Consider the following 15,880-nt stretch of genomic DNA (forward strand, 5'->3'; position numbering starts at 1 on the left):
TCACCAGCCACTAAATGCCACGGGTAAAGTCTTCAAGCGTGAAACCACGCGGCCCATCGACGGCGCACGCCATCTCTGCACGAGAAGAGATGTCTTCATAGCCAAGCTCATCAAGACTAGGAATATCATCACGGGCGACTTGTAGGGTTTGCATTAGCTGCCCCATCGCCGCCAGCGTCCGTGCTTGAGCCAGCGTTAAGTCAAACTGCGCATTCGCATAGGCACGGCTTGCTTCAAAAAACTCGTTCTCACTGTCCAGTACGTCTAAAAGCGTCCGCTGGCCAATATCAAACTGCTGCTGATAAGCACCACGCACACGGTCAATTGACTGCCGGTGTTCGTTTAAGTATTCCAATTGCTCGTTGAGGCGCTGCGTATCGTTATAGGCGATTTGAGTTGTTTGTCTGACATTGGTGCACGCCGTTTCGCGCTGGCTATCAGCCTCTTCAATTCTTGTGGTAGGCGCATTGAAGGCAGCATAGTCAGAGCCACCGCGATAGAGGTTCATGCTCGCGACAAGCTGAATGCTGTGCTCATCACGACGACCACCAACGGCATCATCTTGGTTATTAGTACCTGTGCGCCCTTGAATATCTAAGCGAGGCATAAAGGCAGCACGAGCGCCCTCACGCTCAGCGCGTTGCACGGCAATATTCTCAATCGCCGCATGAAACTCAGGGTTACCCTGGAACGCCAGCTCAATAGCTTGACTGACATCGGTAGGCAACTCAGCGGCAAGAGACGGCGCGGGCGTCATGTTTTGGGCTGGCAGCGCACCAACAATTCGCTGGAAGCGTGCAGTAACATCGTGAAGGTTTGACGCTTCAGACATTAAGTTTGATTCGGCCAACGCTAAGCGGCCACTAATCTGCTCAAGGTCAACCCCCCGCCCTGCACCAGAAAGTGCCCGCTCTTCAATCTGAGCAAATACTCGCTGGTGTTCACGGTAGTTATCCTGCGCTAAGCTTACCAACTCGCGATAGCGCAACACATCTAGATAGGTACGAAAAGCGTCAAGGGCAACTTCTTCACTAGCACCCAAAAGTTCGAAATAGGCGACTAACCGAGCACGATCTAAGCGCTCAACTTCACTGCGAGTGGCAAAGCCATCGAAAACCATTTGGGTTAAGGTCAGCTCAGCAAAATCACTATCGTAACTACCGCGACCATCATTTTGCTGATCTTGCCTGCCGACACCAGCGCTGACATCAATCGAGGGCAAATAGCCGCCCTGGGCAACTCGGATATCACTTCCAGAGGCACTAAAATTAGCCCAGGATGCATTTACCTGTGGATTGGTAACAATAGCTTGTTGAATGGTGCTCGACAGATCGGTGGTACCAGGCGCGTAAAGCGTTGCTGGTAACGACTGAGCCAAAACAGTGAGAGGAAGACAAGCCAGAGTAGTGACCGTAAGCGGTCGAATAGCGCGCTGTAAAAACAAAGTTTTTAGTGTCGTTTTAATACCGTCTTTCATCGCCATAGATCCCTAATGAATATTTACGCTGCTGAAGAAATAGCTGCTAAACGCCACCAACCCTGGGGCACCCTTGACTCTTTTTTACTTCGCCCTCTGGTCAATACCTCATACTAATTAGTATTGATACGACTCAGTGATACGAATTAGCGCATTTACCTAGCTTAATTTAATGGCATTAGCTGCAAAGCCGATGCTATGAAGCCAAAGTTAACAAAATTTTACAATACAAATCCTAAAAAAACATTACTTAGCAGCTTTTTGCTTGGTATCAAATACTAGGCTTCGACTGCAGTTGCTGCAGTGCTAGCCCCAGTAGAATCAGCATTAACCCGACAAACGTGGATGCTAACAGCGGCTCATCGACCACCAAATAGAGCAGCAGCAAGGAAACCGGGGGCGAAAGAAAGATCAGATTAGACACCTTGGCCGTGCGAGACACCTTTCGAACCGCCATTTGCCACAGTATAAACGCCACCCCCATTTCGAAAAGTCCGACGTAGATACCCGCTCCTAGGGCTTGCCAGCCATGCCAGTTGAGTCCGGGGCCAACTAACAGTAGCAACGTTAACACTGGCAAACCGACGCTAAAATTCTGCCATTGGGCGATTAAAGGCGCTCGCTCATCTCGCGCATTCAGCAGCCAGTAGAGCGCCCACAAAAGCGTTGAGACAAGTGCAAACACGACTCCAAGTGGGTCTGCGAAAACAACATTGAAGACATTGCCGCGGGTTGCTATTACCCAAACACCTGCGTAGGCAATAAGTCCTGCAATTACATCCATCCTTGTGAGCCGCTGCCCTAGGATCGGCACCGCCAGAAGCGCCATTGCCAGCGCCCAGGTATAATTCAGTGCCATGGCTTCTTGGCCTGGCAGCCGGTCGTAAGCGGCAAACAGCACCAGATAGTAGGCAACAGGATTCATCAACCCAGCCCAGGCTGCGGTACGCCAGCCATGGCGAAGGGCTTCTTTTAAATGCCCTTGCCTCACCACCAGCACGAACATGAACGCCCAAGACACAAGGGCCGCGAGCCACATCAACTCAAGCGGGCTCATCCAGGTAAGAGCGACCTTAAAAGCGGTAGCAACTGTCGACCATAGCGCTACGGCCCCAAGGCCATACAGCACGGCTTGACGGTCTTGGTTCATCGGTCGATATGCCCCAAATCTCGGGCTGGCTCGATCTTATCCCGCACGCGTTGCTTTAAAACTTTGATATCCGGAAAGCCGCCATCGCGTTTTCTTTCCCACAGCAATGTCTCGTCGCACCATATTTCAAAGGTGCCACCATGGGAGGGGGACAGAGCAACTTCTGCAAGGCTTTCGCCAAAGGTTGAAAGAAGCTCTTGAGCATACCAAGCGCTGCGCAACAACCACTGACACTGTGTGCAGTAACATATTTGAATGCGTGACATACAGGGGTTCCTAAACGTTTTAATGTGGCATCCTTGCTTTTCATTCTGTCACCTTATATTAGCAACTGCCAAGGAGACGCCATGGCCGAGCATCATGTTTCTCAAACCCGCGTGTACGAGTGGCTGACAGGTGATGATGACAGCCGAATGTGCGATGACATTGCCGACGAGGCATGCCATGAACAACCGCGTAATTTTTTTCTGCATCTTTGCGCCTCGTTAGGCAATAAACTCGCGGATGAACTCTCCAGCGCCCGCTTAGTATTGCCTTGGTTAATGGGCATTATTGGCGCCCCAGTATGGATGGTTGGTCTGTTGGTACCCATCCGCGAAGCGGGAGCCCTGTTACCACAACTGTTCGTGGCTGGCTTTATTCGCTTAAAACCAACGCGTAAATGGGTATGGGTAGCAGGCGCGCTGATACAAGCGCTGGCGGCATTAGCGCTAGCCCTGTTAGCGCTAGTGGGCAGCGGCTCCCTAGGGGGCGCGATGGTACTAAGCGCGCTAGTTTTGCTATCGCTAGCGAGGGGACTCTCATCAATAGCAACGAAAGACGTACTGGGTAAAACTATCGCCAAGCGCCGCCGTGGAATTCTGATGGGATGGAGTGGCAGTGTAGCAGGCGCCGCAACCTTGGTGGCTGGTGGTGTTTTAATGTGGTTTGGCGACCAACCCGGCAACGTGGCACTCGCTATCTTACTGGTTGTTGCCGCTGCAGGATGGCTACTCAATGCCGTGAGTGCAGCACGTATCGCGGAAGTGCCCGGCGCGGTTGAAGGCGGGGAGAATGCATGGGATAGCATTAAGTTAGGGCTTTCCTTACTCAAAGAAGATCGCAATTTTCTAAACTTCAATCTGGCTCGTGCCCTGCTTCTCTCCAGCGCACTCGCTCTGCCCTATTTAGCCCTGCTAGGCCAACAGCAAAGTGGCACCAACCTCGGCGGCCTTGGCCTGCTGGTAGTGGTATCGGGCGTTGCTGCGATGGTGGCAAGCCCTGTATGGGGAAAGCGAGCTGACCAATCAAGTCGCCGCGTGATGCGAGATGCGGCTATCGGCACCGTCTTTTGCTGCCTACTGGGCGCAAGTCTGGCTTGGCTACCTGGCCCATGGAGTCAAAGCGTTTGGCCCTATGCGATTATTTACGCCCTTTTGGTTATCGTTCATCACGGCGTACGACTAGGCCGTAAAACCTACTTGGTCGATATTGCCACTCAAGAGAACCGCGCATTGTATGTTGCGTTATCTAACACCTTAACCGGCGTATTGATGCTGGTAGTCGGCGGGATAATCGGTGGGTTGGCTCAGTGGCTTGGTAGCGCCCCGCTGCTGTTAATACTCGCGGGGACAGCATTCTGCGCAATGTTATCGGCCCAACGGTTACCTGAGGCAGAATAGCGCTGTCGATTGCAATGCTTCCCAACGCTCGCCATGATGGTAGGTAATTAGCGGTGATTAGCTGGGTTTTTGCTATTCTACCTTTATTAAGCAACATGAAATGCCGCTTAGCTACGCGTTGATTGACAGCGCCATAGCTACGGAAGAACGAGAGCAGCAACAGGAACCCATTGATGAAACGATCTCCTTTGATCAGCCCTGAGTTACTCGAACGTATTGTTGACGCTTCCGAGGATGGCATCGTCGTTGCAGAGCAAGAAGGCGACGAAAACATCCTTATCTACGTCAACAAAGGGTTCGAACGTCTCACCGGCTACAGTGCAGATGAAATTCTTTATCGCGACTGCCGTTTTTTGCAAAATGAAGACCGTGACCAAGATGCGCTGACCTCTATCCGGGAAGCGTTGAAAGAGGGTCGCCCTTCTCGCGAAGTGCTGCGTAATTACCGCAAAGACGGCACCATGTTCTGGAACGAGCTCTCCATTACACCCGTTTATGACGAAGCTGATAAATTGATGTACTACATCGGCGTACAAAAAGATGTGACTGAACGCGTAGAAGCACAGCAAGCATTAGCAGCGCTTCAAAAGCGCCAAGAACTGGCAGAATAAATAAAAATGTCAATAAAGCATCCGTAGGGGCTTGAACTTCAACCTGAGTGGCGGTATATAGCGGCTAAGCGCATAAAAACGCTAGGCGCTTCTTGTTTCAGCTATCGATTGAAAGAAGAAGCCGTTGTGATGCCGGTGCGCCGGCTTGGGTTGGAGGGCATACCATGAGCCGTGACCCCTTAAATCGTGAATCTTATACCAGTGATGTAATCGATGCTGATGAGTTCGATAACTTAGACGCTGTTAACGATGACCATTACGGTAAAAGCAAGCCCAGCAAAGCAGATACGCTTCGCGCCCGCCGCCAAGTAGAAGCATGGCTTGAGGAGCGCCGTTTGCAGCGCGCTATTGAAGATGATTGGGATGAAGAGGAATAACCTCATCACCTCAACCGCTTTTATTGATTGGCAGCTTAGTTACGACGCCTAATTACTAAAAGTAATTGCCGCGCGCGGAGCATTCACTAGGTTGCTGATCAACATATCAAAAAGACTTGTCTTCTTCGCTTCTGGCCTTTACCCGCGCTGAGCACTATCATCTTAGCCCTACGCCAGCAAACAGCTGCGACTCTTTTCTCCAACAACCTAACGGATTTCCATGGCGCAATACGTATTCACCATGAACCGGGTTGGCAAAGTTGTGCCGCCCAAAAAGCAAATTCTCAAGGATATTTCGCTATCGTTCTTCCCTGGCGCCAAAATTGGCGTGCTGGGCTTGAACGGTTCCGGTAAATCCACACTGCTACGCATTATGGCCGGTGTCGATAAAGAGTTTGAAGGTGAAGCTCGTCCGATGCCTGGCATTAATGTGGGCTACCTACCCCAGGAGCCTCAGCTTGATGACGAAAAGAACGTTCGCGATACGGTAGAAGAAGCCTTAGGCGCCATAAAAGAAGCCCAGGAAAAACTGGATGCGGTGTATGCCGCTTATGCCGAGCCTGATGCAGATTTTGATGCCCTAGCAAGCGAACAAGCACGCCTTGAAAACATTATTGAAGCCGCCGATGCGCATAACCTCGAGCGCAAGCTGGAAGTCGCTGCAGAAGCGCTGCGCCTGCCGCCTTGGGATGCCAAAGTAGGCAACCTCTCTGGGGGCGAGCGCCGCCGTGTGGCATTGTGCCGCCTGCTGCTTTCAAGCCCCGACATGCTCCTACTCGACGAGCCTACTAACCACCTGGATGCTGAATCCGTTGCTTGGCTAGAGCGCTTCTTGCACGATTATAACGGCACCGTCGTGGCCATTACCCACGACCGTTACTTCCTAGACAACGTTGCAGGATGGATTCTGGAGCTTGACCGCGGCCAGGGCATTCCCTTTGAAGGCAACTACTCTCAGTGGTTGGAGCAGAAAGAGCAACGCCTGAACCAGGAAGCCAAACAGGAAGTATCGCGTCAGAAAGCCATCAAGCAAGAGCTTGAGTGGGTACGCAGTAACACCAAAGGACGCCAAGCAAAGAGCAAGGCGCGCCTTAATCGCTTTGAAGAGATGCAGTCTGGCGATTTCCAAAAGCGTAATGAAACGAACGAGATCTATATTCCACCTGGCCCGCGCCTGGGTGACAAGGTCATCGAGTTCCATAACGTGACCAAACGATTTGATGACAAACTACTCTACCAGGATCTCTCTTTTACCATTCCTCAAGGGGCGATTGTAGGGATCGTGGGCGGTAACGGTGCCGGTAAATCGACACTGTTCAAACTAGTTACCGGCCAAGAACAGCCGGATGCTGGCGAAGTAGTGATTGGCGAGACTGTCGATATCGCCTATGTTGAGCAGCTACGTGATGCGCTAGACGACAAGCAAACTGTTTGGGAAGCTGTCTCTGACGGGCAGGATATTCTAAACATTAACGGCTATGAAGTTTCTTCGCGCGCCTATGTTGGTCGCTTTAACTTTAAGGGCAACGATCAGCAGAAACGTCTAGACCAGCTTTCTGGTGGTGAACGCGGTCGCCTTCAGCTTGCCCAAACGCTGAAGCAAGGCGCGAACGTACTGTTGTTAGATGAACCTTCAAATGATCTGGACATTGAGACCCTACGCGCCTTGGAAGAAGCGCTGCTGGCCTTCCCAGGCTGCGCAATGGTGATCTCTCACGACCGTTGGTTCCTCGACCGTATCGCTACGCACATCCTCGCCTTTGAAGGCGATTCAGAAGTCGTCTTCTTCGATGGTAACTACACCGAATACGAAGAAGACCACAAAAAACGCGTGGGTAACGACACGCCTAAGCGGATGAAGTATAAGCGCATCGACGCCTAATCAGCATCGTAGCCACACCGCTAGAAACGCATAAAGCCCCTTGATAGGGGCTTTATGCGTTTAGGTATGCGCGCATAATTCGGCATTCCGCCTCTATCAGCCTGCAGGCCAAGTAAACTGCCGTCCACCCATCAAATGCATGTGAATATGGTAAACGGTTTGGCCACCCATTTCGTTGCAATTCATCACCACACGATAACCGTCTTCTGCGAAGCCTTGCTGCTTAGCCAGTTGTGCAGCAGTATGCTGTAAACGCCCAACCAGTGCTAAGTCTTCTGGGGCAATATCGTTAAGCGTAGCAATATGCTTTTTAGGAATGATCAACTGATGCGTTGGCGCCTGAGGATTAATGTCATTGAACGCCAACACATGCTCATCTTCAAACACAATATCTGCAGGAATTTCGCGGTTTATAATTTTGCAAAACAGGCAATCCATACGGCCTCCTTCATTTTTGTAAGTAGCGAAACATGCTAACTAGCTAGCGAAAACGGCGCTGGGAAAGCAAATGGCGAACCAGAGGCGCTAAAATCAGCTCCATCGCTAGCGACATCCGCGCACCTGGCACAACCAACGTGTGCGGACGAGTCATAAATGAATCTTTTATCATCGCCAATAGCCAAGGAAAATCCACGGTCGATGGATCTCTAAAGCGAATCACCACAAACGATTCCGCATCAGTAGGGATATCCTGAACCTCAAAGGGGTTCGACGTATCGACGGTGGGCACACGCTGGAAATTAATATGGGTACGGGAGAACTGCGGCTGAATGTAGCGCACGTAATCATCCATGCGCCCTAATATGGTATCGATAACCGCTTCCTGGGAATATCCGCGCAGCTTGGTATCACGATCAATTTTTTGAATCCATTCAAGATTCATGGTCGGCGCAACACCCACTAATAAATCTACGTGACGAGCAATATCATACTCTTGTGTCACCAAGCCGCCATGCAGCCCTTCGTAAAAGAGTAGATCAGTACCACAAGGTAGCGACTGCCACTCGGTGAACGTCCCTACCCGATAACCCGCCTCAATTTTTTGCTTATCTTCTGCATGAATATAGTGACGGAACGTACCCGCTCCATGTTCACCGTACTCAATAAAGAGCCCTTCAAGCCGGTCGAGCAGATTGGCTTCTACTGCAAAGTGAGAAAGCTCATCTTTGCGCTCGGGCTCATCACGGAAAATCCGCTGTAGATCATCACGGGTATAGCGGTGAAAGGCATCGCCGTCCACCATGGCAGCGTGCACATCTTCACGCAGAAACATGCGCTCAAAGCTGCGACGCACCGTGGTGGTACCCGCACCTGAAGAACCTGTGATGGCAATTATTGGATATTCCCGCGACATTAAGCACCTCTCTCCTGAGCTATCGCCCGAGCTATCGCCTGCACAACGTCATCAGGCACTTTGACAGGCCGCCCTGAAGAAAGGTCTAAAAGAAGTTGGTTAACCCGAGCCGTTGCCACCACCTTACCGGTTTCTGCATGACAAATACGCTGATAAACCGCCAACGCTTTGCCTTGTGGCTCAGGGACAGCGGTTTCAATCATTAAAGCATCTGGCCATCGCGCCTCGCTCTGGTACTGAACCGCTAAGTCGACAACAACACTCGGGTACCCTTTCATGTCCCACTCAGGCAAACCTAGCGCAGCGAACGCATGCACGCGGGCTTCATGTAGCAGCGATACCAAAGCATCATGCCCCAGGTGGCGGCCGTAATTCATATCCGTGACGCGCACCGTCAAAGGGTGCCGATGAATAATTGCTGCCGTGGGGAAATCCAGCGTGACACGCTCCATGCCTAGCTCCTTGTCGGTGATGGTTCAGCGCCAGCGGGATCACCGCTGATCACTATTTTTCCCGGGCGATAGCACGGAAAGCGATATCACGGCGGAACTCAGCGCCCTCCCAGTGAATCGCTTTGACACCCTGATATGCTTGCTGTTGAGCAGCCGATACCGTGCTGCCTAATGCCGTTACACACAGCACTCGCCCACCTGCGGTTAAGATACTGCCGTCAGCAGCCTGTGTAGTACCTGCATGAAATACCTTGCACTGCGCTTGCTCTGCCTGTTCCAAACCGTGAATGACATCGCCTTTGCGGTAACTGCCGGGATAGCCGCCTGCCGCCATCACAACACCCACTGCCGCGCGGGGGTCCCACTGACACTGCTTATCAGCAAGCTCACCCTTAGCGCCAGCCAGACAAAGCGCGGCTAAATCTGACGTTAACCGCATCATGATCGGCTGAGTTTCAGGGTCACCAAAACGGCAATTATATTCAATAACCTTAGGATTGCCTTCAGTGTCAATCATTAGGCCCGCATACAAAAAGCCAGTGTATGCATTACCCTCTTCTGCCATGCCGCGCACGGTAGGGAGAATAACCTGCTCCATAATACGCGCGTCGACCTCCGGCGTTACCACCGGCGCTGGGGAGTAGGCTCCCATACCACCCGTATTGGGACCAGTGTCGCCGTCATAAGCACGCTTGTGGTCTTGGCTAGTTGCCATGGGCACCACATTTTCGCCATCGACCATGACGATAAAACTAGCTTCTTCGCCTTCCAGGAACTCTTCAATAACAACGCGTGCACCTGCATCGCCAAACGCATTCGCCTCTAACATATCGCGAATAGCCGCTTCAGCTTCAGCTTCACTCATCGCCACAATAACGCCTTTACCTGCCGCCAAGCCATCAGCTTTGATAACGATAGGTGCGCCCATTTCAGCTAAATAAGCCAAGGCAGGCTCTACTGCCGTAAAAGTTTGATATGCAGCTGAAGGAATCTGGTGACGTGCAAGAAAATCTTTAGTAAACGATTTAGAGCCTTCCAATTGTGCAGCGCGTTGAGAAGGGCCAAAAATTGTTAGGCCCGCCGAGTGAAAGCGATCGACAATCCCTTCAACTAACGGCGCTTCTGGCCCCACCACTGTCAGCGCCACTTGCTCGCGCTGGGCAAACGCAACCAACGCGTCCAAATCTGTTGCTTCAATAGTCACGTTGGTCAATTTAGGCTCGGTGGCAGTACCTGCATTACCTGGCGCTACGAACACCTGCTCGACGTCACTAGACTGCGCTAGTTTCCAAGCCAATGCATGCTCGCGGCCACCGCCACCTATCATTAAAACGTTCATTATCATCCTTCTCAAACGGGAGTGCGTAGCTGAGATTAGCTGAGAGCGTAATTAAGTTATCCGGCAATATTATGCCACAACGACTCAACCAGCGACTTCAGGTGCTTTTATCCGGTGTGTCGTCGTCATCTGTTTGATTAGGCTGATTAAGCGTTTTTTGCCAAAAACGCATATTTTCTTCTGCCAGCTCGCGCATAAACTCCATGGGAGAGTGGCGTATCGCTTGTTGCCACTGGCTTTGCATGCGCTTTTGCTGCTCTAGCATAAGCTGGGTACCCTGCTCTAAATAACGTGCCAGCGGTAAAGGCGATGACATATCGTACACACGGATCAGCTGAGCGAGCAGATCATTGGAGAAAACCTCGGCTTCACTATCGGCCTGCTCTTGTTCGATAATGATCGACAGCAAAATGGTCCGTGTTAGGTCTTCACCGCTTTTTGCATCCTCAACGCGGAAGGGCTCTTCTTCGATGATCAAACGCCGCAGATCCTCAAGCGTCACGTAACGACTTTGTTGAGTATCGTATAACCTACGGTTGGCATATTTGCGAATTACGCGCACAGCGCATCTCCTTAAACGCGGTAGAGGCTTTGTCGCCGTTGCTGCTATTGTGCCTGCAACATGCGCCTATGCAAGCCAGCTTAACGGATTAGTACCATTAAGCGTGTCTTCCTTATGACCAATAGACGACAATCATGAATCTTATTCTGCTTGACCCGAGCGAAGTGAAGGGAGCTTATGCTTACCTTACTGACGCACGACGTATCACCCATTTACGCGAGGTACACCGCGCCTGTGTAGGAGACCACTTCACCGTCGGCCTGCAGGGCGGCCAGATGGGGAAAGCGCAGCTAATCGAACTGCATAATACTCAGGCAACGTTTACACTGGAAAGCCTAAATGAGCCGCCCCCGCCGCTCCTGCCAGTCCATTTAGTATTGGCGCTTCCTCGGCCCAGGATGCTGGCACGTACCTTAGAACATGTCACGGCCCTTGGCGTAAAAAATATTACACTGCTTCACACCAAACGGGTGGAAAAAAGCTACTGGCAGTCCCCAGAACTCCGTGCGGAAAAAATTCACCATCACTTAGTATTGGGTCTTGAGCAAGCGCGCGACACACAATTGCCTAGTGTGACGTTGTGCAAAGGCTTTCGCCCTTTTCTAGAAGAACAGTTACCAGAGCAACTAAAAGACCGACGCGGCTTGGTGGCGCACCCTGGCATGCCAAATGCCTGCCCACGAAACATTGACGGACAAATACTGCTCCTTGTTGGACCAGAAGGCGGGTTTATACCCTGGGAAGTTGAAAAACTGCTAGAGGCAGGCTGCGAGGGCATGCATTTAGGCCCTCGCATCTTACGAGTGGAAACTGCCGTCACCGCACTGTTATCGCGACTTTTTTAATCGCCGATTAAACTAGCAAATGGCGTGATTAGGACTGTTCATCTGCTGGGTCGTGGGGGACGTAGGCCGCGTTTTCCCCACACTCAGGGGTTTGAAGAAAGGTATTGCGCACATCTAATAACCCTAAATGGCTAATAGTGCGGCGCCCCAAGAGCAGCGGATAGAGCATCTCTTCACGATCTCGCAGACTAAATTGCTCTTCATACACTGTGTCGCCCATGCAAACGTCCATTAGCACCACCGGACGCTCATCACGACCACCGGCGCCACGCACCTTTTGCTCTCGGTAGAGAGGCCGCTCGATCTGATCACTAAACGTTTCACCGCTCTCTTGATCCTCGAGCTTCAGACGAAATCGAACCCACTCCTCACCATCTTTCTCAAACATTTCAATATTGCGAGCATCTAATGACGAGGTCAGTGCTCCGCTGTCTAGTTTAGCTTTTACGGCGATACCCCACGGCTCAATTGAAGCATTTTCAACCCAACCAAACACCTTATCATCTGCCTGGGCAGCCGTGCTCACTAACAGTGTACTGGCCATTGCGCTAGCAGCCAGTACGCCTAAAAAAGTTTTCCCCATTACATTTCGTCCTTAGTGAGAAATTTGTATAGCCTGAAAAATTTGCATAGCTAAAGAGACTCATCGAAACGAAACATTAGCGCAGTCGTTCTAACAGCGCCTGAGTGGCAAAACCGTCGGGGGTCAACCCCTGATCACGTTGGAAAGCACGCAAGCCTTCACGCGTATTAGGCCCCATGATGCCATCCGCAGTCCCCACGGAGTAACCAGCATTATTTAAGCGCTGCTGCAGGGTACGAACATCATCACGTGTCAGCGGCGCCTGATCTCTGGGCCAAGACTGAGCAATGCCGTCACGACCAGCAATAGCATCCGCCAAGGTAGATACGGCCAAGGCATAACTCGTTGCGTTGTTATAGCGCAGAATTGCCCGGAAATTAGGCCCTACCAAAAATGCTGGGCCGTTTGCTCCTGCGGGCACAATCACCGCAGCGCTATCGAACATAGGGAGTTCACCATTCATTGAGCGCACACCTTGCGCTGCCCATTCAGCGCTGCTGCGCCGTTGTGTTTGTGAATAATCGAAGGAGTCAGGCAAGTTCACTTCAACGCCCCAAGGCTGACCAGCTTGCCACCCTGCCTTCGCAAGGTAGTTAGCCGTAGAAGCCATAACATCAGGAATACTGCCCCAAATGTCTCGACGGCCGTCATTGTCGCCATCCACGGCATACGCTTCAAAACTGCTAGGTATAAACTGCGTGTGCCCCATGGCGCCAGCCCAGGAGCCTTTCATTTGTTCAGCGGCAATGTCACCTTGATCGATAATACGTAGCGCAGCCAACAGCTCGCCCCGTGCAAAATCACGCCGACGCCCGTCGTAGGCAAGTGTTGCCAGCGACTCAAGCGTCGAGAAATCGCCAAAATTGCTGCCATAGTTACTTTCGATACCCCAAATAGCAACGATGATTTCCGCAGGAACACCGTAACGCTGCTGCATTTGTCGCGCAGTATCACGGTGGGCGGCAAGCTTTTCTAGGCCGTTATTGATCCGTGTGCTGGAAACCGCTGTATCTAAGTATTGCCAGATGGGACGAACAAACTCTGGTTGATACCGGTCAAGCTCAATCACCCGTTCCCGGTAGCGAAGCCCATCAAAAGCAGAGGCAAGGGTAGCCTCGCTAATGCCCTGCTGAGCAGCATAGCGGCGAAAATCAGCCAACCACTGATTAAAGTTGGCATAGCTAACTTGTTCTGCCGCTTGAGCATCCACTTCACTCATCAATTGCTGATTAGCAACTGCGCTAGAACTTAGCACCGCACTGCCCGCGGCTAGTGCAAAGGATAAATACAGCGCAGGGCGGATACTCATTGAATCTTTAATTTTCAAAGACATAGCATTAATCTCTTGGCAATCCTTGGCGTGCTTTCGATAATGGCTCAGAAACAGCACAGATGCTAGTCTTACCCGCCTAGCCGAAGTAAAACAATCAGATGAAACGCCACCACTACACCAGTCAGCACACAACGGAGTTTAAGGTACCAATGAGGAAATCCTTCTCGGCCATCACGACTGAGGTCGTAGCCACCAATTAGAATAAAACCTGCCACCAGCACCCACAGCCCGGTAACCACGTCGAACAATAACGCAGGCCAAGCGATTAAACTGGGCACCATCGCAATGATCAAACGTCGGCGGTTTCCTGGACGCGGCACTTGCAGAGCAGCTCCCCAATGGACGCCCCCTAGAAAAGACAAAATAACCGCACTGTAGTAGCTAAACCCATACACCGCCGTTACCTGCCAAACAGAGGGTGCCCACCAGGCGAAGAGCCCCCCGGCAATAAAAGGGATTAAGCCTGCAAGCCCAAGCAGCCAAGCAACGTGGCGGTCATTACTTAACTCACTCATATTGTACAACCCACCTTTTGAGCTCTGTCGTCCATTTTCGAGTGAAACATTACTCATCTGATTCTTGAAGTTCCGTTTTAGCCACTAGCCATCGTTGCCACTCACTTGGCTCTACGTAAGGCGCATCAAACTTAGAAGATGCTACGCGCCAGGGCTGGTGACGCCCCTGCCCTAATGGCAGCGCCTCCAATTCAGGCAGCCAGTACGCAACGTATAGCCCCTGGGGATCGTAATGCCCTGCTTGCTTCAGCACATTAAAGTAACGGTCTTGGCGGGGGGCACGACCAACACCAGCGATATAACGCCAATTGCCCCAGTTACTCGCCACATCGTAATCAATCAGGCAGTGTTCAAACCACCGCGCACCAAGGCGCCAATCGACGTTTAGATCCTTCACTAAGAAACTGGCGACATTTTGGCGCGCTCGGTTGGATATCCATCCGGTATGCTTCAGTTCTAACATGGCAGCGTCTATAAATGGCACGCCGGTTGTAGCATTACGCCACGCGTTGAACGCATTGTTAGCAGGCGGCAACGCTTCACGACCAAATAATACAGCGCCTTCTAACTGAGCCGCTCGGTGAAAGTAATCTCGCCACAATAGTTCAAAAATTATCCAATAACTGGATTCACAGCTTCCGTGAACGGCCTCCCAGTTTTTTACTTCTTGACACGCTTGGCGAGCGGATAAACAACCTCGCGCCAGCCATGGTGAAAAACGTGTGGAAAAATTAGCCCCCAATAAGCCATTACGGGTTTTCTTGTACGATTCCGCGCCGTTTTGCCGCCAGAGATACTGTTGCAAACGATCACTAGCCGCTGACTCACCTCCCACAAATACAAAGCCCTGGCGATTATCAGGCTGCCAGACAGCACTCTCTTCGCATACTGCCTTGAGCGGGGGAAACCCTCTGGGAGCTGATTCAGGCCATGGAGGAAGTGTTATCGGCGCGGGTTGCGGTGCCAGAAACTCACAATGTTTTTCAACACGCCGTCGAAATGCCGAAAAATTAGGCGGCAACTCACTCAATGCAAAGGGAAGATCGTCTGCAGCAATTAAATAGCCACTATCAGCACAAAAAAACTGACACGCAGGCGGGAGTTGTTCAGCGACGCGCGCAATATGCTGTGACTCTTCATACCCCGAATGCGCTGCCACGCGCACTTCTCGTGCACTCAGCATGTCAGCAGTCTCTAGAACAATACTGGCAGGGTCGCCAATGCGAACTAACAAATCACTGCCACGCTGCAGCAGCTCACCACGTAGCTCCATCAAGCTTTGCCATAAAAAGCGTAATCGAGCAGGGCCCAGCCTGGGAGTGTCATCGCCCGCACTCGAAGGCTCAAACCATCGCTGGTCCAGCACATAGAGACAAAGGAGCTGTTCTGGGGGAGCATCAAAATGTAACAAGGGGTTATCAGCTATCCGCAAATTATCCTGAAGCCATACAATATCAGTCGTGCTGTTCATGCACTTGCCTCCTTGGTGTGCTGTGCTGCTTGGCTTCGCGACGGCATCGTTCACTGCAATAGCGCACTTCGTCCCAGCAGCGCGCCCACTTTTTCCGCCAAGTAAAAGGACGCTGGCATTGAACACAGTCTTTTTGCGGTAAATCTTGCTTGCGTTGCATAGAGGTTATCTCGCTGCCCGACACTTACTCGCCACGCGTCAAAAACATGGACACATTATCTTATACAGTATAACTATTGTACATAAATCAGCGTACATGTTTTTGACG

18 protein-coding genes are annotated in these 15,880 nt (G+C 51.5%); 5 read left to right on the forward strand and 13 right to left on the reverse strand.

Annotated features, from left to right (window positions below; translation table 11 throughout):
• Positions 1-10: 10 nt before the first annotated feature.
• The 3 genes from REH51_RS03190 to REH51_RS03200 form a co-directional block, all read right to left on the reverse strand.
• Entirely contained in the window at positions 11-1,477 is a 1,467-nt protein-coding gene (locus REH51_RS03190) for a TolC family outer membrane protein (RefSeq protein WP_498936840.1), read from the reverse strand.
• A 271-nt stretch (positions 1,478-1,748) separates the two neighbouring features.
• Positions 1,749-2,627: a DMT family transporter gene (locus REH51_RS03195; RefSeq protein ID WP_009721713.1), complete on the reverse strand. Its 879-nt coding sequence runs from the start codon at positions 2,625-2,627 to the stop codon at positions 1,749-1,751.
• Positions 2,624-2,893, reverse strand: coding sequence for an Rdx family protein (locus REH51_RS03200; RefSeq protein ID WP_009721712.1), 270 nt, complete (start codon positions 2,891-2,893; stop codon positions 2,624-2,626). The genes REH51_RS03195 and REH51_RS03200 overlap by 4 nt, the downstream gene beginning before the upstream one ends.
• Before the next feature lie 81 nt (positions 2,894-2,974).
• Between REH51_RS03200 and REH51_RS03205 the strand changes: the two genes are divergently transcribed.
• The 4 genes from REH51_RS03205 to ettA all read left to right on the forward strand — a co-directional run bounded on the left by REH51_RS03205 (position 2,975) and on the right by ettA (position 7,158).
• A complete protein-coding gene (locus REH51_RS03205) occupies positions 2,975-4,288 on the forward strand; it encodes an MFS transporter (protein ID WP_009721711.1) in 1,314 nt (437 codons plus the stop codon).
• Positions 4,289-4,461: 173 nt separating this feature from the next.
• The gene (locus REH51_RS03210) at positions 4,462-4,899 is read left to right on the forward strand and encodes a PAS domain S-box protein (RefSeq protein WP_009721710.1); all 438 of its coding nucleotides are present in this window, start codon (positions 4,462-4,464) and stop codon (positions 4,897-4,899) included.
• A gap of 164 nt (positions 4,900-5,063) precedes the next feature.
• A complete protein-coding gene (locus REH51_RS03215) occupies positions 5,064-5,276 on the forward strand; it encodes a PA3496 family putative envelope integrity protein (RefSeq protein ID WP_009721709.1) in 213 nt (70 codons plus the stop codon).
• 220 nt (positions 5,277-5,496) lie between these two features.
• The gene (gene ettA, locus REH51_RS03220; RefSeq protein ID WP_009721708.1) at positions 5,497-7,158 is read left to right on the forward strand and encodes an energy-dependent translational throttle protein EttA; all 1,662 of its coding nucleotides are present in this window, start codon (positions 5,497-5,499) and stop codon (positions 7,156-7,158) included.
• Between the two features lie 96 nt (positions 7,159-7,254).
• Here ettA and REH51_RS03225 read toward each other — a convergent pair whose 3' ends face one another.
• The 5 genes from REH51_RS03225 to phaR all read right to left on the reverse strand — a co-directional run bounded on the left by REH51_RS03225 (position 7,255) and on the right by phaR (position 10,865).
• Complete coding sequence (locus REH51_RS03225) at positions 7,255-7,596, reverse strand: histidine triad nucleotide-binding protein (protein ID WP_009721707.1); 342 nt, start codon at positions 7,594-7,596, stop codon at positions 7,255-7,257.
• A gap of 43 nt (positions 7,597-7,639) precedes the next feature.
• The gene (locus REH51_RS03230) at positions 7,640-8,512 is read right to left on the reverse strand and encodes a phosphoribulokinase (protein WP_009721706.1); all 873 of its coding nucleotides are present in this window, start codon (positions 8,510-8,512) and stop codon (positions 7,640-7,642) included.
• Positions 8,512-8,964: an acyl-CoA thioesterase gene (locus REH51_RS03235; RefSeq protein ID WP_009721705.1), complete on the reverse strand. Its 453-nt coding sequence runs from the start codon at positions 8,962-8,964 to the stop codon at positions 8,512-8,514. The genes REH51_RS03230 and REH51_RS03235 overlap by 1 nt, the downstream gene beginning before the upstream one ends.
• A 52-nt stretch (positions 8,965-9,016) precedes the next feature.
• Positions 9,017-10,303, reverse strand: coding sequence for a phosphoribosylamine--glycine ligase (purD, locus tag REH51_RS03240; RefSeq protein ID WP_009721704.1), 1,287 nt, complete (start codon positions 10,301-10,303; stop codon positions 9,017-9,019).
• A gap of 97 nt (positions 10,304-10,400) precedes the next feature.
• The gene (gene phaR / locus REH51_RS03245) at positions 10,401-10,865 is read right to left on the reverse strand and encodes a polyhydroxyalkanoate synthesis repressor PhaR (protein WP_009721703.1); all 465 of its coding nucleotides are present in this window, start codon (positions 10,863-10,865) and stop codon (positions 10,401-10,403) included.
• Between the two features lie 134 nt (positions 10,866-10,999).
• Here phaR and REH51_RS03250 point away from each other — a divergent pair, with 134 nt between their 5' ends.
• Entirely contained in the window at positions 11,000-11,710 is a 711-nt protein-coding gene (locus REH51_RS03250; RefSeq protein WP_009721702.1) for a 16S rRNA (uracil(1498)-N(3))-methyltransferase, read from the forward strand.
• Between the two features lie 28 nt (positions 11,711-11,738).
• Here REH51_RS03250 and rloA3 read toward each other — a convergent pair whose 3' ends face one another.
• From rloA3 to REH51_RS03275, 5 genes are all read right to left on the reverse strand, one after another.
• Positions 11,739-12,293 (reverse strand): retropepsin-like aspartic peptidase RloA3, encoded by a 555-nt coding sequence (gene rloA3 / locus REH51_RS03255; RefSeq protein WP_009721701.1) that lies wholly within the window; start codon positions 12,291-12,293, stop codon positions 11,739-11,741.
• 76 nt (positions 12,294-12,369) lie between these two features.
• Complete coding sequence (locus REH51_RS03260) at positions 12,370-13,626, reverse strand: lytic murein transglycosylase (protein ID WP_009721700.1); 1,257 nt, start codon at positions 13,624-13,626, stop codon at positions 12,370-12,372.
• A gap of 68 nt (positions 13,627-13,694) precedes the next feature.
• Complete coding sequence (locus REH51_RS03265) at positions 13,695-14,141, reverse strand: DUF3429 domain-containing protein (protein WP_009721699.1); 447 nt, start codon at positions 14,139-14,141, stop codon at positions 13,695-13,697.
• 49 nt (positions 14,142-14,190) lie between these two features.
• The gene (locus tag REH51_RS03270; protein WP_498936842.1) at positions 14,191-15,612 is read right to left on the reverse strand and encodes a DASH family cryptochrome; all 1,422 of its coding nucleotides are present in this window, start codon (positions 15,610-15,612) and stop codon (positions 14,191-14,193) included.
• Entirely contained in the window at positions 15,596-15,772 is a 177-nt protein-coding gene (locus REH51_RS03275) for a DUF2256 domain-containing protein (RefSeq protein WP_009721697.1), read from the reverse strand. Before REH51_RS03275 ends, REH51_RS03270 begins: the two co-directional genes overlap by 17 nt.
• Between the last annotated feature and the right edge of the window lie 108 nt (positions 15,773-15,880).

The sequence above is a fragment of the Halomonas bluephagenesis genome, assembly GCF_054790765.1.